Annotated in this window: 19 protein-coding genes; 7 read left to right on the top strand and 12 right to left on the bottom strand. The window is 69.7% G+C overall.

Annotated elements, in window-relative coordinates:
- Nucleotides 1-36: 36 nt before the first annotated feature.
- Nucleotides 37-891, bottom strand: a complete 855-nt coding sequence (locus OG285_RS01985) for a serine protease (protein WP_371789964.1) — start codon at nt 889-891, stop codon at nt 37-39.
- A gap of 331 nt (nt 892-1222) precedes the next feature.
- The gene (locus tag OG285_RS01980; RefSeq protein ID WP_371789963.1) at nt 1223-2359 is read right to left on the bottom strand and encodes an FAD-dependent oxidoreductase; all 1137 of its coding nucleotides are present in this window, start codon (nt 2357-2359) and stop codon (nt 1223-1225) included.
- 108 nt (nt 2360-2467) lie between these two features.
- On the opposite strand from OG285_RS01980, the gene OG285_RS01975 reads away from it, so the two are divergent.
- Nucleotides 2468-3223: a TetR/AcrR family transcriptional regulator gene (locus OG285_RS01975; protein WP_371789962.1), complete on the top strand. Its 756-nt coding sequence runs from the start codon at nt 2468-2470 to the stop codon at nt 3221-3223.
- Between the two features lie 172 nt (nt 3224-3395).
- Here the strand turns inward: OG285_RS01975 and OG285_RS01970 are convergent, their stop codons facing one another.
- From OG285_RS01970 to OG285_RS01960, 3 genes are all read right to left on the bottom strand, one after another.
- A complete protein-coding gene (locus tag OG285_RS01970) occupies nt 3396-5453 on the bottom strand; it encodes an aconitate hydratase (RefSeq protein ID WP_371789961.1) in 2058 nt (685 codons plus the stop codon).
- A gap of 796 nt (nt 5454-6249) precedes the next feature.
- Nucleotides 6250-6621 carry a toxin Doc gene (locus OG285_RS01965; protein ID WP_164263198.1) on the bottom strand — a complete coding sequence of 124 codons (372 nt, stop codon included), beginning with the start codon at nt 6619-6621 and terminating at the stop codon, nt 6250-6252.
- A gap of 1 nt (nt 6622) precedes the next feature.
- Nucleotides 6623-6871, bottom strand: a complete 249-nt coding sequence (locus OG285_RS01960; protein WP_356835246.1) for a hypothetical protein — start codon at nt 6869-6871, stop codon at nt 6623-6625.
- Between the two features lie 261 nt (nt 6872-7132).
- Here OG285_RS01960 and OG285_RS01955 point away from each other — a divergent pair, with 261 nt between their 5' ends.
- Nucleotides 7133-8293, top strand: a complete 1161-nt coding sequence (locus OG285_RS01955) for a hypothetical protein (RefSeq protein WP_371789960.1) — start codon at nt 7133-7135, stop codon at nt 8291-8293.
- Between the two features lie 36 nt (nt 8294-8329).
- On the opposite strand, the gene OG285_RS01950 is transcribed toward OG285_RS01955, so the two are convergent.
- The gene (locus OG285_RS01950; protein ID WP_371789959.1) at nt 8330-8833 is read right to left on the bottom strand and encodes a nuclear transport factor 2 family protein; all 504 of its coding nucleotides are present in this window, start codon (nt 8831-8833) and stop codon (nt 8330-8332) included.
- 639 nt (nt 8834-9472) lie between these two features.
- Between OG285_RS01950 and OG285_RS01945 the strand changes: the two genes are divergently transcribed.
- The 3 genes from OG285_RS01945 to OG285_RS01935 all read left to right on the top strand — a co-directional run bounded on the left by OG285_RS01945 (nt 9473) and on the right by OG285_RS01935 (nt 12470).
- Complete coding sequence (locus OG285_RS01945) at nt 9473-10039, top strand: DUF1345 domain-containing protein (protein ID WP_356835378.1); 567 nt, start codon at nt 9473-9475, stop codon at nt 10037-10039.
- A gap of 626 nt (nt 10040-10665) precedes the next feature.
- Entirely contained in the window at nt 10666-11649 is a 984-nt protein-coding gene (locus OG285_RS01940) for a Dyp-type peroxidase (protein ID WP_371789958.1), read from the top strand.
- A gap of 5 nt (nt 11650-11654) precedes the next feature.
- Nucleotides 11655-12470 (top strand): family 1 encapsulin nanocompartment shell protein, encoded by an 816-nt coding sequence (locus tag OG285_RS01935; RefSeq protein WP_371789957.1) that lies wholly within the window; start codon nt 11655-11657, stop codon nt 12468-12470.
- Nucleotides 12471-12578: 108 nt separating this feature from the next.
- Here the strand turns inward: OG285_RS01935 and OG285_RS01930 are convergent, their stop codons facing one another.
- The 3 genes from OG285_RS01930 to OG285_RS01920 all read right to left on the bottom strand — a co-directional run bounded on the left by OG285_RS01930 (nt 12579) and on the right by OG285_RS01920 (nt 17732).
- Nucleotides 12579-12740 (bottom strand): hypothetical protein, encoded by a 162-nt coding sequence (locus tag OG285_RS01930; RefSeq protein ID WP_356835255.1) that lies wholly within the window; start codon nt 12738-12740, stop codon nt 12579-12581.
- A 55-nt stretch (nt 12741-12795) separates the two neighbouring features.
- Nucleotides 12796-15330, bottom strand: a complete 2535-nt coding sequence (locus OG285_RS01925) for an ATP-dependent Clp protease ATP-binding subunit (RefSeq protein ID WP_371789956.1) — start codon at nt 15328-15330, stop codon at nt 12796-12798.
- A gap of 203 nt (nt 15331-15533) precedes the next feature.
- Nucleotides 15534-17732 (bottom strand): trehalase family glycosidase, encoded by a 2199-nt coding sequence (locus tag OG285_RS01920; RefSeq protein ID WP_371789955.1) that lies wholly within the window; start codon nt 17730-17732, stop codon nt 15534-15536.
- 157 nt (nt 17733-17889) lie between these two features.
- Here OG285_RS01920 and OG285_RS01915 point away from each other — a divergent pair, with 157 nt between their 5' ends.
- Together OG285_RS01915 and OG285_RS01910 are read left to right on the top strand one after the other, a co-directional pair.
- Complete coding sequence (locus tag OG285_RS01915) at nt 17890-18816, top strand: phosphotransferase (protein ID WP_371789954.1); 927 nt, start codon at nt 17890-17892, stop codon at nt 18814-18816.
- Nucleotides 18817-19043: 227 nt separating this feature from the next.
- A complete protein-coding gene (locus tag OG285_RS01910) occupies nt 19044-20420 on the top strand; it encodes a S53 family peptidase (protein WP_356835263.1) in 1377 nt (458 codons plus the stop codon).
- Between the two features lie 245 nt (nt 20421-20665).
- On the opposite strand, the gene OG285_RS01905 is transcribed toward OG285_RS01910, so the two are convergent.
- The 3 genes from OG285_RS01905 to OG285_RS01895 form a co-directional block, all read right to left on the bottom strand.
- Nucleotides 20666-20896, bottom strand: coding sequence for a hypothetical protein (locus OG285_RS01905; protein WP_356835265.1), 231 nt, complete (start codon nt 20894-20896; stop codon nt 20666-20668).
- Nucleotides 20897-21034: 138 nt separating this feature from the next.
- A complete protein-coding gene (locus OG285_RS01900) occupies nt 21035-21925 on the bottom strand; it encodes a carbon-nitrogen hydrolase family protein (protein ID WP_371789953.1) in 891 nt (296 codons plus the stop codon).
- A 7-nt stretch (nt 21926-21932) separates the two neighbouring features.
- Nucleotides 21933-23465 (bottom strand): APC family permease, encoded by a 1533-nt coding sequence (locus OG285_RS01895; protein ID WP_371789952.1) that lies wholly within the window; start codon nt 23463-23465, stop codon nt 21933-21935.
- Nucleotides 23466-23537: the final 72 nt, after the last annotated feature.

The following is a 23537-nucleotide window of genomic DNA, read 5'->3' as shown; positions in this document are numbered from 1 at the left end:
ACCTGGGCGATTCGCACCGCGCCGGGCCCGGCCGGCTCAGTCCTCGCTCTTTGCCTGTTGGTAGAGCTCGGCGATGTCGTTGCTGAAGTAGGACGCGTACGACACGTCGTCCTCGTCGCCACCGCGTTCGTAACCGCCCAGGACGCCGATCACCGTGCCGGCGGGCGTGTTCGAGGTGCCGTCGGTGACCCAGGGGCTGCCACTCGTACCGCCGGCGAAGTTCGTGCAGTGGATACGCATCTGCGTGGCGCTGAGCCGCGTGGTGCGGTTGCGGCAGGAGATCGGCGTATCCCTGTTGTTGGGGTAGCCGGTCACCTTGACCCTGTTGTGGAAGCCCTGGCTGATGCCGAGCGTGTTACCGCCGAGGACGTCCTGGATCTGCTTGCCGTCGTTGCTGTCGAGGAGGAGGAAGGCGACGTCGAGGTCCTGGTTCGCGTTCCTGGCCCAGCGGTCGTCCGCCACGGCCCTTCTCACTTTCCACAGACCGGCGGGCTTCTCGCCGGCCCGGTAGGCGGGGGCGAAGACGAGGTCGTCCTTGGGTGTGCCGTCACCGCCGAAGGCGCAGTGGGCGGCGGTGATCAGCATGTTCCGCCCCGGACTCGCGACGACACTCGCGGTGCAGAAGTGATCACCGGTGTCGTCCTTCTGGAACAGCGCGCCCACGCGGGCGTTCTGCTGCGTTCTGAGCGGGGTGTACGCGGTGCCGTCACCGACCGGCGCCGAAGGTGACTGGTCCTGATCGGTCACTTCCGCACCCGGCATTCCGGTGCTGTCGCCGACGTGCCGTTGGGCGCTGCTGGTCTCGGCCTGCGAGGCGTAACCGAGCAGCACAAGTGCCCCGACGACGGCGAGCGTCAGGGGCGCCAGGATTTTCCTGTCCTTGGGAGCCACAGCGTCATTATCAACAGGGCCGGGCCTCCATGTGTGGATTGGACGGAGCGCGCCGGTGACGCTCAACGGCCCGATCGCCGAGAAGGCCTTGCGGGACACCGCGGTTCGCCGTGTCCCGTCATCCGGCATCGGAAATCGTCGGATGACGGATGCCGTGTGTGAGCTCCGGCGTACCGTCCGCAGCGCCCTCGGCGAGGCCGAACGCCACCGGGCCGGAAGGGGGTTCGCGCATGCTGTGACCGGTGTGGCACTGACCACGGGCAGTGCGGGAAGGCAGGTGCCGGGCGCCGGAGAAGGTGGCAGACAGCGGGCCGGGCGGTGCCGTACTGGCTCAGGCGGACGTGTTTTCGCCTTTTGAGAACAGGCTGATGACCCCGGCGGGGGCGTTGGCGCCGAAGATGAAGTCGATGGTGCGGTGGGCGGCGGCAGCCGCCTCCTGGCTCCGGGGAAACATTCTGCTCTCGTGGTCGGCGAGGGCCTGCTCGATGTCGTCGGGGTGGGCTGCGATCGCCGTACCGAGCTCGGCGCCGTCGAGCATCGCGAGATTGGCTCCGTCCCCTCCGGGTACGGTCGCGTGTGCCGCGTCGCCGAGAAGTGTGACGCCGGGGACCCGCTCCCAGCGATGGTCGTCCGGCAGCTCGTAGATGCTGCGCAGGACGGGGGCGGACTCGCCGTCGGTGATCAGGGCCAGCAGTTCCGGTGCCCAGCCCTCGAACTCTGCCGCCGTCCGTGCCCTCGCCGCCGGGGCGTCGGTGAAGTCGATCGCGTCGAACCACTCCACCGGGCGGTGCAGTACGACGTAGGTGTGGACGACATCACCGGCTTCACGGTGGGCGAGGAATCCTTTGCCCGGGACCAGGGCGTACAGGGCGCCGTTCCCGACGAGGCCGGCCACGCGCGGGTGGGCCGTGCCGACTTCGTGCAGGTAGGTGTCGACGTAGCTCATGCCTGAGTACACCGGCCGCTCGTCCGACAGGAGCGCCCGGACCTTGGACCAGACCCCGTCGGCGCCCACGAGGACATCGGACACGGCCGACGATCCATCCATGAACGACAGCCGGTGTCGTCCGTTTCCGACGGCGTTTGCCGAGACGAGCTTCTTGCCCCATCGCACCGTGCCGGGCGGCAGCGATTCGAGCAGGATCCGGCGGATGTCACCGCGCAGTGTCTCCGGCCGTGCCAGGGAGCCGACGTCCGGCCGGTCGACGACGACGCGGCCCTGCTCGTTGACGACACGTCGTGCTCCGCCGCCTCGGTGGATGATCGAGCGGTACTCCTCGGTGAGCCCGGCCATCTCCAGGGCGAGCTGGCCGTCGTCTTCGTGGAGGTCGAGCTGTCCTCCCTGGGTGCGGACGTCTGCGGACTTCTCCGCCTCGTAGACGGTGGCGGGGATGTTGTGGAGGTGCAGGATCCGGGCGAGCGTGAGCCCGCCGAGGCCGGCGCCGATGATCGAGACCGAGGTCGTCATGGTGATTCCTTACGGGTTGGTTCGCTCTCCACTCTACGACGAACATTGTTCCGTCGGGGATCATTGTTCGTCAACGGGTAGAGTGGCGTCGTGGCAGGACGACGGGCAGTGCGTGACGCAATCTCCCGGGATCAGTGGGCGGCGCTGATCTCGGCCAGGAAGGCCGACTCGGAAACCGGAGCGCGCCGGGCCGCCGGCCGGGAGAAGACCCCCATCACGGTGGAGCGCATCATCGACGCCGCTCTCGGGGCCATCGAGGCGGGCGGCTTCGAGGACCTGACGATGCGCGTGGTCGCGACGAGGCTCGGGACCGGCCCCGCGTCGTTGTACGCGCACGTGCGCAACAGGGCGGAGCTCGGTGACCTGCTTATCGGCAGGCTGTGCTCCCAGGTCACTCTTCCCGCACCGGACCCCGCGTGCTGGCGGGACCAGTTCATGGACGTGTGCGCACAGCTGCGCGATCAGTTTCTGCGCTACCCCGGTATCGCGCAGGCCGCTCTCACCGTGGTGCCCGCCGATCTGGCCACTCTGCGGGTCGGCGAGGGGATGCTCGCGATCCTGCTCGCCAGTGACGCGCCCGCCCGGCAGGCGGCGTGGACCAGCGACGCGGCCTTCCTCTACATCACGGGCTACTGCCTGGAGGCATCCGCGGCCCGGCAGCAGAGCGAGGATGCCGACGGCCGTGTGATCGACCGCGCCGAAATCACGGAGCGGCTCCGGATGCTGCCGCCAGACCAGTTCCCCCATACCGTCGCCCATGCGCGGGAGCTCACCTCAGGCATCGGACACGACCGGTTCACCTTCACCCTCACCCTGCTGCTGCAGGGGCTGGCCCCGCCACGCAACCGCCGCCTCGAAGAGTGACGAAGCCGTGAGGAGGAGCTGTGCGCCGCCCGGCCACTACGAGGTGTCCGCCCGCGTCCGGCAGTCCGCCGCACGGCCACGGATCGTCAACGCGTCAGGGCAGCAGTGGCGCAGGGGCCTGGCGCCGGTCCGGCTCCGCGATGCCGGTGAGCCGGTCGCGAGCCCGCGCCCCTCAGCGCCCGGCCTCCTCCGCCGCCACCGCCGGAATGATGCCGCCGAGCAGGACGGTCCGGCGCCGGTGGTCCGGCAGCCGGTGGTGTACCCGGTAGCTCTCGTCCCGTGTGGCGTTGACGGCTGTCAACGACGGCTCGGCGTCCGGTGCGAGGGCCGCGTGCAGACCTTCCAGCCGGATCTCGTCGCCCTGCTCGACGCGGTCGTAGTCGGCAGGATCGTCGAATTCGAGAGCGAGGACACCGAAGTTGGCGAGGTTCTGCCAGTGGATCCGCGCGTACGACTTGGCGATCACCACCCGCAGCCCCAGATACCGGGGCGTGAGCGCCGCGTGCTCGCGGGAGGAGCCCTGCCCGTAGTTGTCCCCGGCCACTACGAGGTGTCCGCCCGCGTCCTGGCAGTCCGCCGCGCGGGACGGGTAGTCGGGGTCGATCCGGGTGAAGGTGAACTCCGCGAGGCGCGGGATGTTGGAGCGGTACGGCAGCGCTTTGGCGCCGGCCGGTGAGATCTCGTCGGTCGACACGTTGTCGCCCATCTTCAGCAGCACCGGGAGGCACACGGTGTCCGGAAGCGGATCCAGTTCGGGCAGCGCGGAGACCCCGGGACCGCGTTCCAGCTCCACGCGGGAAGCCTCATCGGGCGGCAGTGGGGGTTCGAGCATCGCGGTGTTGACCGGCTCCGCCCGCAGCGTCCCGACGACCGGGTACGCCAGTCCGGTCTCCGCCGCCCAGTCGCGCGGATCGGTGATGACACCCCTCAGCGCGGAGGCGGTCGCCGTCTCCGGTGAACAGAGCCACACCGCGTCGTCCTGGGTACCCGAACGGCCGGGGAAGTTGCGCGGGAACGTACGAAGGGAGTTGCGGCCCACAGCCGGTGCCTGGCCCATGCCGATACAGCCCAGGCAGCCCGCCTGATGGATCCGTGCCCCCGCCGCGATCAGATCGAAGACCGCGCCGGAATGGCTGAGGTCCTGGAGGATCTCCCGTGAGGTCGGATTGACGTCGAAACTCACCCAGGGCGGGGTCTGCCGCCCGCGGACCATCTCCGCCGCCATGGCGAAGTCGCGCAGACCGGGATTGGCGGAGGAGCCGATCACCGCCTGCCCCACCGGCTCGCCCGCGACCTCGCGCACGGGCATCACATTGCCCGGCGAGGTCGGCCGGGCGATGAGCGGCTCCAGCGCCGCGAGGTCGATCTCCTCGTCCAGGTCGTAGACCGCGTCGTCCGCTGCCCGCAGGGGCCTCCAGACGTCCTCGCGGCCCTCGCTGCGCAGGAAGTCACGTACGGCACCGTCGGAGGGGAACACCGTGGTGGTGGCGCCCAGTTCCGCACCCATGTTGGCGATCACGTGCCGGTCCATCGCGGACAGCGACGCCAGCCCCGGACCGTGGTACTCCAGGACCCGGTTCACCGCGCCCTTCACACCGTGTCTGCGCAGCATCTCCAGTACGACGTCCTTGGCGCTGACCCACTCCGGCAGGGCTCCGGTCAGCCGGACGCCCCAGATGTGCGGCATGGTGATGCGCAACGGACGGCCCGCCATGGCCAGTGCGACCTCCAGCCCCCCGGTGCCGACCGCGAACATGCCCAGCGCCCCGGCGGCGCAGGTGTGCGAGTCGGAACCCGCGAGTGTCCGGCCCGGAACGCCGAAATGCTGCATGTGGACGGGGTGCGACACACCGTTGCCCGGCTTCGAGTACCAGACGCCGAGGCGCCGGGCGGCCGAGCGGAGGAACGCGTGGTCCTCGGCGTTCCGCTCGTCGGTCTGGATGATGTTGTGGTCCACGTACTGCACACTCGCCTCGGTGCGCACCCGGTCCAGTCCGAGCGCCTCCAGCTCCTGCATGACCAGCGTGCCGGTGGCGTCCTGGGTGAGGGTCTGGTCCACCCGCAGCCCGATCTCGGTCCCGGGTTCCATCCGGCCCTCCACCAGATGGTCCGCGATCAGCTGATGGGCCACCGTGCCGTGCGCGGCCCGGTCCCGCTGACCGGACTGCCCAGGCCGCTCCGTCCGCTCCGTGTCGCCGGTGGCTCGCTCCTGCTGTCCGCTCGCCTCCATGCCGCACCTCCGCACCCTGTGCCGCGTGCCCGGCCGCCTTCTCCGGGCCCGAATACCCCATTGTCGGTGGACACGGCGTTCCCCGCCCCTCGGCGCCGCTCAGGCGTCGCCCAGGTGTCGCAGGTCGAGTCCGAGCAACTGCGCGGTGCGGGCGAGATGAACTCGCCCAGCGTCGGCAGGGCGTCCCCGCCACCTGCTCTGTCCACGGCTATCACCATGATCGTCGGTCTCGCGCCCGCGTGTTTCAGTCTCTCGTGTACACCGCCGCGTGTGCGTCCCGGTGGCCGTTCTGACGTGGAGACCGGGGGTGACCGTGCGCAGAGCACGCGGCCCCGTTCGAGTGAACGAGGTGCCGAGACCAATCCCAGCGACCGGTCCCGGCGAAATACGCGCACACACTGGGAGGCAGACCGCGGGCGAACAGACACCAACGGGCGTCCCGGAGGCGCCGTTGGACGTCTCCCCGCGGGCAGCGGTGGGCCACGGGCCGTGTCCCGCCGTCCCGACCTCTGCCAAGAAAGGCGTGTCGCATGCGAACGTTCCCCAAGCTCCTGGCCGCAAGTGCACTGATCGCTCAGGCCGTTCTGGGAAGCGCCGCCGCGGCGGCCGCGGACTCGGGTCCGGCATCCGGACCGCACAGGCCGTCCGGTCCGGCGAACCAGGCCGGTCACCGGCTCGTCTCCGAGATCCTGGGCAGCGACTTGACGTCCTACGTCACAGGAGGCGGCCGGCAGGGCGTTTCTGCCTGACGCTTCTGTCCGACATCACCTGCGCTGCGACGGGGACGCCGATGCGGTCAGATCCGCCAGGACCGGATGCGGTCGGCCGCGTCGTACGCGTCGCAGCGGCCGGTGTCGATGTCGCGGGCGAGGTCGATCAGCGCGCCGTAGGGGGCGTCGATGCCTTCACCGGCGGCGTCCATGTACGCGACGACCAGGCCCACGCCGAACAACGCGTTGCGGGCGGGCAGTGGACGCAGCCGGATGACGGCGTGCATCAGAGCGGCGGCGCGCCAGGAGTTGTCGACCGTGGCGCCGACCCTCGGGGTGTTGACGCGGTGCCGGCCGACGGCTGCCACCAGGCTGGAGAAGTCGTGGATGTGCGGATGCTTCGGCAGGGCCTCCGCCTGGCGCTCCAGCAGCCAGCGGATGTCGACGTGGAGCTCCACCTCAGGCGGCCCGCCCCGATGCGTCGAGCAAGGACGGCGCGTCCTCGGGGAAGGCACTGTCGAACGCGTCGGCGTTGTCGGTGACGAACGCACGGAACACTTCGGCGGCGCCTTCGAGACGGGGGTCGCGGACAGCGTCGTGTGCGGCACGGGTGATGAGCGCGGTCACCGTGGTTCCCTCGGCCTCGGCCCGTTCCTTGAGCAACATGTGCAACTCGTCATCGACCCGGATCGTCACTGGCTTCGACATACCCCGACCGTACAGCAGCGCGTACAGCACCGGTACAGGAGCGGCGCATCCGGTCAGAGCGCGCGGGTTCACCAGGGGGGAGCCGGGTCTCTCCCGTACGGCCACGTACCGGACGAAAATCGGAGGGAACCGCTCCGACGGACCTCACGTCGCGTTGGCCGTGCCGGGCAGACCCGGAGCCCGGTTGGCGGCATGCTGTGAATTCCACTACGGGCAACCGCACCGGGGTGACTTCAGCGATCCACGTACGTTGTAGGTGGTGTGCCGAACACTCTGCCCGCCCCTTCCATCGCCGCGGCCGTGCCTACGGCGCAGCGCGCGCCGCTGCCCCACCTGCTGACACCCTGTCAGGGGGAAGCGGCCCGCAGTCTCCTGGCCTTCGTGGGTTCGCTTCCGCTGGGGGAATCATCCGACGCACAGCTGCTCGCCGCTGTCATCGCCATCCGCGCCGCCCGGGACGGCTCCGGCAACCTGACGGGAATGGACCTGCGCGCCCTGCGCCTGGGCGATGCCGAGGGCGCCCTCGTTGCGCTGTCCGGCCTCGGGTGGCAGCCGCAGGGGGACCTGCTGGCTGGCGATCCGTCCACACCCGTGCCCGTCACCGTGCCCGAGCTCTCCGGCGAAGCCCGCCCCGGCCGCAGCCTGCTCTTCGGCAAGTCGAAGCGGTCCCGGGTCTCGGGATGGACCACCCGCACCCTGGCCGCCAAACCGGTCAAGAAGACTTCCTCATCGGCGAGGCTGGCCGCACTGTTCCTGGCCGCGTACAGCACGTCCGACCGTGACGGCATTCTTCCCGCCGGCCTCCCCGCACAGTGCCACGCGGCCCTGCCGGAGCTGCTGGCCAAGAACTTCCTGGCCGAGCTGGCGGGCGACCGATACCAGCTCTCCGAGGCCGTACGGCACTTGTCGGGACGCTACCTCGAACCCGACGGCCAACCGCCTTCGCACGGAGCTGGCAACAACTCGGCTTCGGAGCAGATGAGTTGGGACGACTGGAAGGCTCGGGCGAGTACGGCCCTGCGCCGCCACGTCGAGAACGTCGAAGGCTGTCCGCTCTGCACGTTCTCCACGGCGCGGGTGGCGGAGGCGTTCATGCGGAAGGCCGTTCCCGTCCAGCGGGGGGAGGACACGCGCTCCGCCTGCGTCGAGTGGGAGAGGACCCAGCCGGACCGAGGCCCGCGCGCGGCGGAGTTCGCTGCGGCGTTCCGCGCGGACCACGGCCACGGACCGTCCTTCAAGCAGCTGTGCAAGGGGATGGGCTGGGGGAAGCAGCCGCGCGCGCTCCGGGTCCTCGTGGTCGGCGGGCTGATCGCCGACGGGTGGCTGACCAACACGGATCCGGTGCCGTGGACGCTGCGCCCCGGTCAGGCTTACCGACCAGCCGTACAGACGGGTCTGCCGTCAGGCCGACGGGGACGATGAGGACAGTGGATTTCGTGTGCGGGTCCGGCCGGCTTGTCAGTCGGCCGGACCGAGGTGTTCGGCTTGCCCGAGGTGTTCGGGCGGCCCGAGGCGTTCGGTCGGTCCGGCGAAAGCCAGAAACGTGGCACGCGTACTGAGGAGCCACCGGCCGTCGATCTTGTGGAACGTGTCCTCGTAATGCCCCACCTGCGTGGGCGGTCGTGGGGACTCCATGCTGTCGGTATGACCGTCGACACGGTAGGTCGTGAAGTAGGTGGTCGCCGTCGCCGCAGACCCGGATGTGAGGGTCACCCGGATGTTCGTACAGATGCGCCGGGAAAGCCGGTCGGCAGGCCGAGAACCGAAGTAGGTGCGGAGCGCTTCACGGCCCTGGATCCTGCGGTCGCCCTCAAGCCACTCCCAGACCCCGTCAGCTGTGAACAGGTCAGCCACGTCGCCCGGTTCACCCAGGTCGAGCCGGTGGACGAAATCGGTGATCAGCCGTTCGCAGGCTCGCTCAGCCGTCAGCCGGTCCAGTGGATCAAGGGTTTCGGTAGCCATGCCCCTTCCTACCAGCGCGGCAGCGGACACGACGACCGGTTTTCGTTTCGCTGCAGCTGCACGGCCGCGACCGCAGGCGTCAGTTCCGGGCCCGGCGACGATCGAAGCCGCTCTGTCCGAGGCCGTCGGTTCACATGTCTCAGTTCCCGCATGACTGATCTTGATGTGGTGCACGTGTTCGTACGTCCGGACGGGGCAGGGAGCAGCCCCTTGGGTGTGGTGCGCGACGGAACTGCACTGTCCTGGCAGGCGAGTTGGGTCGTGACGTACGGATCAGCCAGGGCCGGGGTTCCGAAATCCTGGCCCGGGTCTCCGATGAGGGGTGGATCGACATCGGCGGCCGCGTAGTGGCGACGGAGATCCGTCCGCTGCAGCAGTGAACTGGGCCCCTCGAATGGGCGCACCGGGCCGGAGCGCAGGCGGGGCGTCGGGGAGCCCTGGAGATCTGCCACTAATCTGGGCGAAAGTCACCGCGCCGACCGCAGCGGTCCGCCGGTGTTCTCCCACGTCTGCGCTCCTCCGCTCCCGGGCGGCCGGACCGTTCACCCCGTAGCGAGGTCGTTCGCCGTGAGGCCCTGCGTTCCCTTGTCCGCGGTACCCCGGCTGCTTGTCGCGCTGGCCACCGGGGCGGTCGCCGGAATGATTCTCGGCCTTCTGGTGGATGCGAGGCTGGGCCTTCTCACCGGGATCTCCGTCACGGAGCTGGCCTTCGTGGTGGTGGGCTGGCTGGCATTGTGGCCGATGGACGCCGCCGGCACCCGGCACAACGCCCGCCGTGAGGACTTCCGGCCCGTGGCGGAGGAACTGGCGGTGGTGGGGACCGCTCTGGCCGGACTCTTCGCCATCGTCCTGCTGCTCCTGCTCGGTAACTCCTCCGGGGAGAGCCGAACCGCCGCCGCCCTCGCACTCGCCGGGGTATTCATGTGCTGGGCGGCGCTCCACCTGATGTACACGGCGCGGTACGCGTACCTGTACTACCGGTCGCCCGACGGAGGCATCGACTTCAACTCCGACAAGCCGCCCTCGTACCGTGACTTCATGTACTTCAGCTACAACCTGGGCATGACGTACCAGGTGTCCGACACGGACGTCTCCAGTTCGACGATCCGCTCCGTCGCGCTGCGGCACTGCCTGCTGTCCTACCTCTTCGGAACGAGCATCCTGGCCACGACCATCAACCTTGTGACCGGCATCGTCACCGGCTGACGGGGCACCTCCCCGTGCGAGGCTCAGGCACCCGGGGCGCGGCGCGTTCGCTCGCCGATCCGGTACCGCCGACCGACCCACCGCTCAGCGACACCACCACGGCGGACACCCGCCCCTCGGGTGCGTCGTAGGTCACCTGTCGCCGGGGCGGTGACCGAGGAGGGCATCACTGAGGGGGCTGTCACCGCGCGACAGCGCTTCGAATCGCGCCGCTCCGTGCCGTGTGGAAACGTGGAATGGTCAGTTACTCAGGAGGCTCCCTAAAACCACGGTGCGTCCTGGATCCGTCTATGCGCGGGAGGTGGCCCATGTCATCGAAGCGACGCCGGAAGAAGAGGGCTCGCCGCAAGCACGCCGCGAACCACGGACGGCGACCGCAGTCCTAGGATCCGCGGCAGCGCTGTTCGGAAAACGGGCGGGTCGCCGTATATGAGCGGTGATCCGCCCGCGCTTTCCCGGCCCCGTCCTCCGTCGGGCAGACGGCGCACCACCGGGGCGGCGTCCGGAAAGCGCCGATGAACTGAGACGCAGGGCGGCGAATTCGGCTGGAGGCTAGTATTCCGAGTGCCCCTGACCTTGCCCGCGGGGCGTCGTGCCATAGCGAAAACAGCTAGGAGGCAGGCTCTGTGGTCGAGTCGCAATCCGTGATCGCCCCGCCGGCCAAATCCGCTTTGTTCCTCGTGTGCACCATCGCGCCCGGCGGCGAATCCGTCGTCCGCGACCTGCTCCCCGATGTGGCCGGGCTGAAGCGATCGGTGGGTTTCCGTGCTCCGGACGCCGGGCTCACCTGCGTCGTCGGCATCGGCTCCGCCGCGTGGGACCGGCTCTTCGACGGGCCGCGCCCGCGCGATCTGCATCCCTTCGTGCCGCTGGCGGGCTCCCGTCACTGTGCACCGTGCACGCCCGGCGATCTCATCTTCCACCTGCGGGCCCGCCACATGGACCTCTGCTTTGAGCTGGCCCGCCTGATCGGGGAACGCCTCCGGGGAGCGGTCACCGTGGTGGACGAGGTGCATGGCTTCAAGTCCTTCGACGAGCGTGACCTCCTCGGCTTCGTGGACGGCAGCGAGAATCCGGAAGGCAGGCTCGCCGCCGATTCGGTGTTCACCGGCGACGAGGACCCCGAATTCACGGGCGGCAGTTATGTCATCGTGCAGAAGTACGTGCACGATCTCGCGGCATGGGACGCGCTGCCCACGCACGAGCAGGAATTGGTCATCGGCCGCACGAAGCTGAACAACGTCGAACTGCCCGACGACGTCAAGCCTGCGGATTCCCACGTCGCCCTCAACACGGTCACCGACGCGGACGGAAACGAGCAGAAGATCGTGCGGGACAACATGCCGTTCGGTCGTATCGGGCAAAGGGAGTTCGGTACCTATTTCATCGGCTATGCCCGCACTCCCGAGGTTACGGAGCAGATGCTGCGCAATATGTTCCTCGGAGACCGGCCCAGCGTTCATGACCGGATCCTCGACTTCTCCACCGCGGTCACCGGCTGTCTCTTCCATGTGCCCACCGCCGACTTCCTCGACGATCCGCCGGACCCACCCGCGGGCGCCACGACGACCGAAGGTTCTCTCGGTATCGGCAGCCTCAAAGGAGTCTGATCCTCATGTCCGTGCCCACCGGTATGAACAACCTCCACCGCGAACTCGCCCCGATCACCTCCCAGGCATGGGCGCAGATCGAGGACGAGGCCCGCCGCACGTTTCAGCGCAACGTCGGGGGCCGCCGCGTCGTGGACGTGACCGGCCCCGACGATCCGGCGCTGGCCGGTGTCGGCACCGGCCATCTCACCGCCATCGAGGCCCCGGCCACGGGTGTCACCGCGCGACTGCGTCAGGTGCAGCCCCTGGTCGAGCTCCGCGTCCCCTTCAAGGTCACCCGCGAAGCGGTGGACGACGTCGAGCGCGGCGCGCAGGACTCCGACTGGCAGCCCGTCAAGGACGGGGCACGCGCCATGGCGTTCGCCGAGGACCGGGCCGTCTTCGAGGGATACGCGGCAGCGGGCATCAGCGGGCTCCGTGAGCGCACCTCCAACCCGGTGCACAGCCTGCCGGCCGAGGTGAGGGAGTACCCGGACACCGTCAGCCGGGCTCTGACGACGCTGCGCCTCGCCGGCGTCGCGGGCCCGTATTCACTGCTTCTGGGAGCCGACGCGTACACGGAGGTCAGCGAGACGTCCGATCACGGGTACCCCGTCGCCGCGCACCTCGGCCGGCTCCTGGACGCTCCGCCCATCTGGGCACCCGCGCTCAACGGCGCCTTTCTTGTCTCCACCCGGGGCGGCGACTTCGAGCTGCGTCTCAGCGAGGATCTCTCGATCGGCTACACCGCGCACGACACGAACGAGATCGAGCTGTACTTCCGCCAGACGCTGACCTTCCTGGTCTACACCGATGAAGCCGTGGTGGCGCTCACCTCCTGATCGAACCGGTCTGCACCCTCCCTCGGGTGTGACCGCCGACCGAGGCCCGGCACGACGGAACGCGCCGCGTACGCAAGCTCGTACGCGGCGCGTTCCTTCGTCGTTCTGCTACTCGTCTGCGGCGTCCGGGGCCGGGGGCAGACCCACGTCGTCGCGGTCCTCCTCGACGCGCTGTTCGAGTTCCTTCTCGTCCGGGCGCCGTGGCAGGCCGCGTCCGTGCCCGGTCTCCGGGTCGCCTTCGACTTCGTGGTTCGACTTGTGGTGTGCCATCACTCTCTCCTTGCATGGAGGTGCGGTGCGGGCTGGTCGAACGCGCCGCCCCCTGTCAGGGTGCGTCGGCTGCCACCGCCGACGGGCGGCCGGGGGCAGTGTCCTGGTCGGCTTCGCCGCTGATGGTGCAGTGAAGCGAGTCGTCCTTCACGTCGGCGGTGATCGTGTCGCCGGGCTCGGCCTCGCCGCTCAGCAGCAGGGTGGCTATGCGGTTGTCGAGTTCGGTCTGGATCGTGCGGCGCAGCGGACGGGCGCCGAACTCCGGCTGGTGACCGTGAGCGACCAGCAGTTTCTTGGCCGCTTCGGTGACCTCCAGGGTCATGCCCTGGGCGTGGACGCGGTGCTTGCTGCGGTCGAGGAGGTGATCGACGATCTCCGACAGGTCCTTCTCGGTGAGGCTGTGGAAGATGATGATGTCGTCGATGCGGTTGAGGAACTCGGGCAGGAAGCGTGCCCGCAGTTCGTCCATCAGCTCATCCTTGAGCTCGGACATCTCGCCCTTGTGGGCGAGGATGCGATGGGCGCCGATGTTGGACGTCATGATGACCACGCAGTTGCTGAAGTTCACCGTGCGGCCCTGGGCGTCGGTGAGGCGTCCGTCGTCGAGGATCTGCAGCAGGGCGTTGAAGACGTCCGGATGGGCCTTCTCCACCTCGTCGAACAGCAGCACGCTGTACGGATGGCGGCGGACCTTCTCGGTGAGCTGACCGGCCTCCTCGTAGCCGACGTAACCGGGAGGAGCACCGACGAGCCGGGCGACGGTGTGCTTCTCCTGGAACTCGCTCATGTCGAACCGGATCATGCGGTCCTCCTCGCCGAACAGCAACTCGGCGAGTGTCTTGGCGAGTTCGGTCTTGCCCACTCCGGTGGGCCCGAGGAAGAGGAACGAGCCGACGGGGCGGTTCGGGTCCCCCATGCCCGCGCGGTTGCGGCGTACGGCTTCGGAGACCGCGGTGACCGCCTCGTTCTGGCCGACGATCCTGGCGTGCATCTCCTCCTCCAGCCTCAGGAGCTTCTCCCTCTCGCTGGAGGTGAGCTGGGAGACCGGGATCCCGGTACGGCGGGAGACGACGTCCGCGATGTCTGCCGCGGTGACGGAGACGACGCCCTCGCGCCGTTCCTCGATGCCCGCGAGCTCACCCTCCACCTCGGCGATCTGGCCCTTCAGCTCCGATGCCCTGTCGAACTGCTCGGCGTCGACGGCCTGGTCCTTCTCACGGCGCAGCTTCGCGAGACGGTCCTCGCGGCTGACGACCTCGGTGGAACGGCCGGAACTGCGCAGCCGTACCCGGGCACCGGCCTGGTCCATCAGGTCGATGGCCTTGTCGGGCAGGAACCGGTCGCTGATGTAGCGGTCGGACAGTTCCGCGGCCGCGGTGAGGGCGCCGTCGGCGAAACGCACCTGGTGGTGGGCCTCGTAGGAGTCGCGCAGTCCCTCCAGGATCTGGACCGTCTCCTCGACGGACGGCTCTGGGATCAGCACGGGCTGGAAGCGGCGCTCCAGGGCGGCGTCCTTCTCGATGTGCTTGCGGTACTCGTCGATCGTGGTCGCCCCCACCACGTGCAGCTCGCCGCGTGCGAGGGCGGGCTTGAGCATGTTGCCCGCGTCCATGGAACCCTCGCCCGTTCCGCCCGCGCCGACGACCGTGTGCAGTTCGTCGATGAACAGGATGATGTCGCCGCTCGCCTGCTGGACGTCCTCGATGACCTTCTTCAGTCGCTCCTCGAACTGCCCCCGGTACTGCGCCCCGGCCACCATCCCGGACAGGTCCAGCGAGACGACCCGCTTGTCCTTGAGGGTGTCGGGCACCTCGCCCCCGACGATGCGCTGCGCCAGCCCCTCCACGATGGCGGTCTTGCCGACACCGGGCTCGCCGATGAGTACCGGGTTGTTCTTGGAACGCCGCGAGAGGATCTCGACGGTCTGCTCGATCTCCTCGGCCCGGCCCACCACGGGGTCGAGCTTGCCCGCCTTCGCTTCCTCGGTCAGGTCCCTGCCGTACTCGTCCAGGGTCGTGGACGGCCCCTTCGGGGTGGGTGGCGCACCGTCCGCGCGCGCCGCCCGGTCCGTGAGGCCGCGCAGCCTCTCGGCGTCGGGGCCGTCCGCCTGCAGGAACCGCCCGGCACCGGAGTCGGAGTCGCCGAGGAGCGCGCCGAGGATGTGCTCGGGGCCGATGTACGACACACCGGCCGCCTGCGAATCGGCGTACGCGGCGGCGAGGGTGCGCTTGGCCGCCGGGGTGAGTCCGGGCTCCGAGGAAGGCTCGCCCGCCTCCCGGGGAAGCACCTCGGCGATCCGGGAGGCGAGCGCGCCGGGGTCCACACCGGCCTGGGAGAGCAGTCCACGTGAGGAGTCGACCTGTGTGGCCGCCCACAGCAGATGCTCGGTATCGAGGTCGGACGTTCCGTCCTCCGCCGCCTTGCGCGCGGCCAGGTCGAGAAGTTCGTGCGACGACTCGGTCAGGAGCCGTCCGATCGGCACCCGCTGCACTGCCGGGGGTGACGACGCCGGCGACATACCGAAGAACCGGTTCAGCAGATCGCTGAACGGATCAGATGGACCGAGGGGTGAACCGAACGCCATCGACATCACAGCTCCAGATGGGTGGGGAACACTCCCCACTCAAACCCTGTGCCAGTCGCCCCGCAAGCGGGGGAGGAGGTACGCGGGGACAGGGCGCCTGGGGCCCCGGCAGTCACCTCCCCCCGTCGCGACCGCCGGCCCGTGACGGGGCCCGGCGGTGCGCCACCGGGCAGCCGGGACCTCTCCGACCGGCCCCGGCCCCGGCTCCCTCACCCGTCGCGGAGCATCTCCAGAACGACCGCCGCGGACCAGGAGAAGTTCGCGGAATTCTCACCCTCACCGGTCAGCGGCTGGTAGTTCTCGTGGATGGGTCCGTCACCGAGCAGGCCCTCCGCGTGCTGGAGCAGCTTCTCGCCGATGGCCCGGGCATCCCGGTCGTAGCCGTAGTCGGACAGGCCGCGGAGGGCGAAATACGCCTGGTCCAGCCAGACGAGACCGCGCCAGTAGCCGGTCGGGTCGAACTTGGAACTGTTGCGTGCGAGCGTGGGGAGGGGCATCGGGGTGGCGAACTGCGCGGGGTCGGTGAGCGCGGCACGGACCCCGGCGGCCTGCCGTGCGGATGCGACGCCGGCCCACAGCGGGACGGCTCCTTCGATGCCCTTGCCGGCCGCCGTGCGCGGGCCGCTGCCGTCCGGTCCGCAGTCGTAGAAGAATCCGGTGGCCGGGTCGTAGGTACGGGTCCTGATCCGGTCCCGCAGGACGTCTGCCCCGTGGTTCAGGTCCTTCGCCTCCTTCTGCCAGCCGAGCTCGGTGGCCATCCGGGCGAGGAAGCGTTTCTCCGCGTACAGGAAGCAATTGAGATCGACCGACTGCTGGGCGAGTGAGTAGCCGACGGTGCGCCCCGTCCGGTCGGTGTTGGTCCGCACCTGCGTGTCGTCGAACCTGGGAGCGTTGTCCATCCCGCTCTCCCAGGCGGCGGCCAGCCTCCGCTGCTCGGTGCTGTTGTTGGCCGGGTCCACCGTGGCGCCGTACTCGGCCAGGCCGTCCCGATCGTGGTCCCTGTCGCGGTACCACCACGCGTGGTACGCCCTGAGCTTCGGATACATCCGGCGCAGGAACGCCCGGCCTCCGCCGCGCTCATACACCTGCCACACCGCCCACGCGGCCAGTGGCGGCTTGGAGTTGCGTTCGTTCCAGTTCAGGCCCCCGTGACGCACGTCGTTGTAGAACAGCGCGTCCGGCACCATCCCCGCGTCCTGCGGGCGGTCCGGGGAGTCCGGCCGGATCTGGTAGTCGAACATCGACTCAATGGTCGAGACGGCCAGTTGAGGATCGAAGACCGCCGTCGCGACGGCTTCCTTCCACGAGTCCCAGGCCCAGAAGCCCCCGGCGAACGACGTGTTGGTGACGGAGGGGGTGATCCCGTCCTTACGCAGCGCACCGGCCGGGCTGCGCCAGTTGGTCACCAGTGTCTGTACCGCCTTCGCCGCGGTCCGGCGGCGCCCGGGGGCCACTCCGTCGAGTGCGCGGGTCAGGTAGAGCTGCCAGCGCCGGTCCGCACGGTCCGCGACGCGATCCGGGTGCGCCAGGGCCTCGCGCACGGCCGGGCGGTTGGTGCGGCGTTCCGTGTCGGTGAACGTGTACGACTCGGTCCAGGCGAACGCGGCGGTCGCACCCGGCGCCAGCCGCGTCGGACGGTGCGCGGTGGTGCGGTACTCATCGCCGTGCACGGTCGTGCGTACGGATCCGGCGTGCGCCACTTCGAACCGGGTCTGCGCGGTGGTCAGGAAGTCCTTGAACGAGCGGACCTCGGCGAACCGGACCGCGACGCCGTCATCGGTCGCGTGCAGCCGCGGTGCGCTGCGCACCGGCTCGCTGGTGTGGCGCAGCAGAGCTCCCGTCCAGTGGGGACGCAGCTCGCGGTCCCTGGTTCCCCGGTTCTGGACCGTCGCCCGGATCAGGGCGGTGCGGTGGCCGGCGTACCGCAGTTCCATGGTCACCCGCAGCTCGTCCATGGCGTACGACTGCGTCAGGACGCCCGGCCGGGCCTCCAGGCGGGGCGACCGGTCCGCCGACAGGTCGACCGCCCGCCCCGACCGCTCGTCGACGAGTCCGAACCGGCTGAACGCCCGGCTCAGGTACCAGGGGTACTCCTCGGCTATGTACAGGGGCCCGCTGAAACCTCCGAAGTACGCGTGGTCCGCCGCTGAGGGCAGCCCGTAGGCGTGCCAGGCCCCGAGATCGGCGAAGACGTTGAGCGGATTGTCTCCCGGGGGCTGGGCCGCTCCGGGAAGGCCGTGCAGGTCGAGCACGTCGGAGAGTCCGGTCCGGAACGAGTCCCCGGGGACGTGGTGTGGTGGCGCCTGTGGCGCGGCCTCCTGGGCATGAGCGGGAGCCGCCGGGAGCAGGGCGGCCCCCACCGGTACGAGCGACGAAGCGGCGAACTGCCTCCGCGAAAGATGATTCATCGAGAGCCTCGGAACATGAGGGGTGTCGGAATCCGGCCACGCTAACAGTTTGTTGACAGCACGATCAGGGGGCTGGCCTGCTCGGATTCCGTGAGCCCTTCCCGTCTCGGCCGACCCCGCAGTAAGATCATCATCACCGTCCATGCCAGGAGTGCCGATGCCCGAGCTGCGGCATGCCCACGATGCCGCCCGCGCGATCGTCGTGGCGGCCCTGGGGCGCGACCCCGGCCCCATGAACGCCGTCGAGAGCAGCTCTCACCACGTGTTCGTCGGCCCGGACATCGTCGTGAAGATCATCGATGCCGTCGGCCACACACGACTGAACCGGGAGATCGCACTCGCGCCGCACCTGCCCACCGGCCTCGCCGCACCGCTGCTCGACAGTGGACTCCACCGGCTGGGGACGGGTGACGTTCGCTATGCCTGCTACGCCCGCGTACCAGGGGCCACCCCCGGTGTGGGCATGCCCGGTGTGGACGGTGAGACCGCACGCCTGCTGGCCGAGAACGCGGTCCAGCGGCTCGACGGACTGCACGGCTGGGTGCCCACCGGTGAGGCCGAACAGACGCTTCGAGAACCGCTCGACCACGGCGGGTTCGTCAGCCGCGCCGCTTTCCGTGCCGGGGTCGAGGACCTCGCCGCCCTGGACCGGCACCGGGCCGTCCCCCGGCGTCTGCTCGACGGGCTGACGGCGATCGCGGAGCGCGCGCCGCTGCGGGCGCGGACCGTCGTCCCGGTGCACGCGGACTGCCACTGGGACAACTGGCTCGCCCGCGACCGGGGCGTGACGGCCCTGCTGGACTTCGAATGGGCCCGCTTCGGCGAACCGGCCGACGACTGGTTCTTCCTGGCCCGGTTCAGCGGCCCCCACATGGAGACCGTTCTCGACGTCATCGCACGTGCCACGGGGACCTCGCCGGAAACGCTCCGTGCGGAGTGCGAGATTCGCGAAGCCGCCCACCTCACGTCCGATCTCCGGCTGGCCTTCGAACACCCCGACGCCCATGGCTGGATGGCCGCCGACAGGCTCCGTGACCTGGAGGAGCTCGTCGTCGGGCGCTACTGGTGGCGTGGTGCCCGGTGATGCCTGTTGCGGCAGGCGGTGCGGTCCGCCCGCGCCCGTGACTGATCCGGCAGGAACCCGGTCTCCGGTTCGGGAGGTTGACCATGAATCCGCCATGGATGCGCCAAGGATTCACCCTTAGGCAAAGCGTTCGATATTAATGAATCAATGCTCTTGTTCTGAGCATGCCTCGCGGATGTGATCACGGAAGCCGCTTCGTACGGCTCCGCTCCGTACAAGGAGAATCCATGCGCACAGCCCGTACCCGGCTCCGTACCGGGGCCGCAGCGGCGGGGGTCACCACCCTCGTTGCCGCCGCGGTGATAGCCGCCCCCCTGAGCGGCAGCGCCACCGCCGCATCCGCCCACGCCGCACCGCAGACCAAGGCGGTTCCCGCCGTCGCAGGTCATCAGCTGGTCAGCGGCGTGAGCAGCCCCCTGCCCACCGAGCAGTGCCAGGCGAAGTGGAAGATCGCCTGCTACACGCCGATCCAGTACCGCCAGGCGTACCACCTCAACCCGCTGTACAAGTCCGGCGTCACCGGCAAGGGCCGCACCATCGTCATCGTGGACTCGTTCGGCTCGCCGACGGTCCAGCACGATCTGGACGTCTATAGCAAGCAGTTCGGGATGAAGAGCGCCCAGGTGCAGGTCAAGAAGTGGGGCCACGTCCCCGAGTTCGACCCGAAGAACTCCGACATGACCGGCTGGGCCGGCGAGACGACGCTCGACGTGGAGATGGCTCACGCCGTCGCCCCCGACGCCAGGATCGTGCTGGTCGAGACGGCGGTCGCCGAGACCGAGGGCGTCACCGGGCTGCCGGAGATGATGTCCGCCGAGAAGTCCCTCATCGACCACGGGGTGGGTGATGTCATCACGCAGAGCTTCGGCGCCACGGAGAACACGTTCCCCGGCTTCGACAAGGGTGACTTCTCCAGCATCGGCAAGCTGCGCTACGCGTTCAAGGACGCCGCCGAGCACGGGGTGACCGTCCTCGCCTCGTCGGGTGACGGGGGAGCCACCGACAGCACCGCGGACGGCAAGGGCTACTACAAGAAGCGGGTCAACTCCTGGCCCTCGTCGGACCCGTTGGTGACCTCGATCGGCGGCACCCAGCTGCACCTGGACGCCAAGGGTGACCGCACCGCGCCGGAGAGCGTGTACAACGACAACGGCGCAGGGGGCGGGGGCCAGTCGCACGTGTTCGGCCGCCCCGCGTTCCAGAACGGCGAGAAGGCCGCCGTCGGCACTCGTCGCGGGACCCCGGACGTCTCCATGGCTGCCGCGGTCAACGGCGGTGCCTGGGTGTACTCCAGCTACGACCCGACCGCCGTCGGCTGGGACGTCTCCGGTGGTACGAGCGAGGCCAGCCCCCTGTTCTCCGGCGTCGTCGCCCTGGCCGACCAGGCCGCCGGGCACCGGGTCGGGAACATCAACGACGCGCTGTACACCCTGTCCCACCACACGTCGTCCGGCATCGTCGATGTCAACGACGGCACGAACAACAGCTACCAGGGGGTGACCGGGTACACCGCCGCCGACGGCTATGACATGGCCACCGGCGTCGGCACCGTGGACGCGTCCCGGTTCGTGCCGGCCCTCGCCCGTGCGAGCCACCGCGGCTGACCGCCGCTGACCGCCGTACCGGGCCGACGGTCAGCGGCGGATCCCTCCCGGACGCCGGACCGGCTCGGCGGCCACGGCCACGCACTCGGTGCGGCGCCTGCGCGACGAGGCAGGCGGCCGGGCCTGGGATCCGTCGGAATTCGACGGATCCCAGGCCCGGCCGGGCTATCGCCGCAGGAGGGGGCGGCCGCGAGTCGTGAGGGCCGTGCCGAACAGGGCGGCGCATCCCGCACGGCGGGGGGACCTCACTCCACCGCGGACGCCAGGGCCAGGACCGGCGCCGCCTGGTCCGTGAGCTGGTGGAGCTGGTTCAGCTCGTTCAGGTGGTTCAGGCCGGCCAGCTGGTCCTTCACCTTGGGAAGCCGGGCGGCGTACTCCGCAGGAATTCCGGTCGTGGCGATGGCATCGAGCTCGCCGACAGGATTCACCTTCGGGGCGACCCGGCCGGCGGCGTCTGCGGCGTGTGCCGAGGACATGGCAAGGCACGGGAGTGCGGCAGCCAGGGCGAGACATGTGGCAATGCGTCGTGTTGGGTTCATACCTGTGCAAACGCGCCGAAGTGTCGACGGACACGGAAAATCCCCGCTCCGGCGCAGTGGACCGGCAGCCGCCGGTCAGTCGCCGGTGCCGTCCACTCCGTTCTTCAGCCATTCCGGGCTGCGGAAGGCGCCGCCGTACGCGGGGAGTTCCACGGTGTGTCCGTAGCCGGCGAGCTGGCTCCAGGGCCGGTTGATCCCGGAGGAGCCGTAGCGGCGGACCCGGGTGACGGTGTCCAGGTCCAGGACGTCGACGAGGATCTCCTCGCCTGTTCCTGCCTGCTGGCGGACGATGCCCTCCGGGTCGACGATGGCGCTGGTGCCGACTCCGGCCGGGTCGGAGGCGTTGACGTTGACGACGTAGAGCTGGTTGGTCCACGCGTTGGCACGGGCACAGACCAGTTCCATCTCGCGGTCCCGGGTGGTGGTCAGGGTGGGCTGGATGACGACCTCCGCGCCCAGCCAGGCGAGCTGACGCATGGTCTCCGGGAAGGAACCGTCGTAGCAGATGGCCAGCCCCACCCGGCCGGCGCCGGGGATGTCGAAGACCGTGAACTCCGTTCCGGGGGCTGTCTTCTCGTAGGGCTGCCAGGGGAACACCTTGCGGTAGCGGGCGGTGATCTCGCCTTCGGGGGAGACGGCCAGGGCGGTGTTGTGGATACGGCCGTCGGTGGCGCGTTCGAAGACGGTCCCCGGGACCAGCCACAGACCCGTCTCGATCGCGAGGGCACAGATCCGGTCGGTGAGCGGGCCGGGCACGGTGACGGCGGCCCGGTCCATCCAGTCCGCGGGGGCGGGGCTCAGCAGCGGGCCTTCGGCGGCGAGGAACAGTTCGGGGACCGTGACGAGCTGCACGTGCGGGAACAGCTCGCGGGTGGTGCGGACCTGCGCGGCGAACCGCTGCCAGCTGGCTTCGAGGTCGTGCGGTACGGGGGCGGTCTGCAGGGCGGCGACGGTGAGTGTGCGCATGGGCGTATCAGTCCTCGGTGACAGTGATGCGGGTGACGGCCGTGCGGCCTTCGCGGAAGAAACGGGGGAAGCGGGCGCGGGCGATCAGTACGGCTGCGACGCCCAGCGCCAGGGAGCCGAAGCCGAGCAGGAACACCCCGCCGACGCCGTGGAAGGAAGTACTGCCGTAGGCCGGGGCGTACATGTCGTATGCGCTGCGGGCGAAGGCCGCCAGCATCAGCACGGCGCCCAGCAGGGGCAGGACGCCCTTCATCAGCAGGTCGCGGGGGGAGTCGCGCAGCTGCGAGCGGAAGTGCCAGACGCAGGCCAGCGCGGTGGTGCCGTAGTAGCAGGCGATGAGCAGTCCGATGGACAGGATGGCGTCGCCCAGGAACCGCGGTGACAGGAGCTGGAGCAGGACGAGCAGCGCTGCGGTGGCGACTCCGAAGAAGACGGTTCCGAACGCCGGCGTGCGGTGGTGGGGGTGGATCCGCCGGAACGCCGCGGGCAGCGCGCCGTGGGCCGCCATGGACAAGGTGGTACGGGAGCTGCTGATGAGAGTGGTGAGCAGCGCGGAGACGGCCGAGACGCAGACAGCCAGTTGGACGGCCTTCGCCAGGACGCTGCCCAGGACGGGCGGAGCCAGGGTGGCCAGCACATCGGTGGCCGTGGCGGCGTTGCCCAGTCCGATCCCGGTGCTGCCGGTGCCGGCGAAACTGATCGCGGCGAAGGCCGTGAACAGATAGGTGCCCAGCAGGGTGAAGGTGGAGATGAGTACGGCTCGTCCCGGGACACGGTCGCTGTCCGTCTCCTCGTTCACGGTGATCAGCGAGTCCCACCCCCAGTAGATGAACAGGCACAGCAGCACTGCCTGGGCGCAGGACCCGGGGTCGCCGAAGGCGAACGGGTTGAGCCAGGACAGCGACGGGCGGACCGAGTGCCGCTGGACCAGGGCGGCGGCTCCGAAGCCGAACAGCGCGGTCAGCTGCAGCCCCAGCAGTACGTACTGGACCGAGGCCGCGATCCTCAGACCCCGGCGGGCGACGGCGGTGAGGGCCGCCAGCAGCAGAACGGCCGTCACGGTCACGGCGAGCGGGCGCTGCTCCCACGTGTGCAGGCCGAGTACTTGGAGCAGGTAGACGGCCCCGACCTGGGAGAGCGCCGTCATCGCGATCAGGGTGGCGATCTGCACCACCCAGCCGCCGACGAGCCACCCGGCCAGCGGGCCGAACGCGCGAGTGGTCCACACGAAGGTGGTTCCGCAGTCCGGCAGTTGCCGGTTGAACTCGCGGAAGGCGAAGGCGGTGAGCAGGATCGGCACGAAGCCGAGCAGCAGCGCGGCCGGAGCGAGATGGCCGGCCACGAGCGTGACCAGTCCGAGAGTGACGGCGATGCTGTAAGCGGGGGCCACTGAGGACAGCCCCAGTGCGACGGCCCCGAGCAGGCTGACCGAGCCGCGGTGCAGCCCCTTGGCGGTGGCGGCCGGGCTGGGGACGCCGGTGCGGGGCGGGGCCGGGGGAGTACCGGCCATGGCGCCGGCATCGGTCGGTTGCTTCGTCACGGCGTGGACTCCTGAGATGGACGGCTCCTGTTAAATTTGAATTTAAGAGAGGGCTGGTCCGAGCCGTCAAGA

The sequence above is a fragment of the Streptomyces sp. NBC_01471 genome, assembly GCF_041438865.1.
GTDB lineage: Bacteria > Actinomycetota > Actinomycetes > Streptomycetales > Streptomycetaceae > Streptomyces.
This window is presented reverse-complemented; position numbering and strand designations above follow the sequence as displayed.

Coding starts and splice junctions, on each gene's coding strand:
- OG285_RS01980 (WP_371789963.1), bottom strand. CDS start 2,359: ATGACGACCTCGGTCTCGATCATCGGCGCCGGCCTCGGCGGGCTCACG.
- OG285_RS01970 (WP_371789961.1), bottom strand. CDS start 5,453: ATGGAGGCGAGCGGACAGCAGGAGCGAGCCACCGGCGACACGGAGCGG.
- OG285_RS01960 (WP_356835246.1), bottom strand. CDS start 6,871: ATGTCGAAGCCAGTGACGATCCGGGTCGATGACGAGTTGCACATGTTG.
- OG285_RS01950 (WP_371789959.1), bottom strand. CDS start 8,833: ATGGCTACCGAAACCCTTGATCCACTGGACCGGCTGACGGCTGAGCGA.
- OG285_RS01945 (WP_356835378.1), top strand. CDS start 9,473: ATGATTCTCGGCCTTCTGGTGGATGCGAGGCTGGGCCTTCTCACCGGG.
- OG285_RS01935 (WP_371789957.1), top strand. CDS start 11,655: ATGTCCGTGCCCACCGGTATGAACAACCTCCACCGCGAACTCGCCCCG.
- OG285_RS01930 (WP_356835255.1), bottom strand. CDS start 12,740: ATGGCACACCACAAGTCGAACCACGAAGTCGAAGGCGACCCGGAGACC.
- OG285_RS01925 (WP_371789956.1), bottom strand. CDS start 15,330: ATGTCGATGGCGTTCGGTTCACCCCTCGGTCCATCTGATCCGTTCAGC.
- OG285_RS01920 (WP_371789955.1), bottom strand. CDS start 17,732: ATGAATCATCTTTCGCGGAGGCAGTTCGCCGCTTCGTCGCTCGTACCG.
- OG285_RS01915 (WP_371789954.1), top strand. CDS start 17,890: ATGCCCGAGCTGCGGCATGCCCACGATGCCGCCCGCGCGATCGTCGTG.
- OG285_RS01910 (WP_356835263.1), top strand. CDS start 19,044: ATGCGCACAGCCCGTACCCGGCTCCGTACCGGGGCCGCAGCGGCGGGG.
- OG285_RS01905 (WP_356835265.1), bottom strand. CDS start 20,896: ATGTCCTCGGCACACGCCGCAGACGCCGCCGGCCGGGTCGCCCCGAAG.
- OG285_RS01900 (WP_371789953.1), bottom strand. CDS start 21,925: ATGCGCACACTCACCGTCGCCGCCCTGCAGACCGCCCCCGTACCGCAC.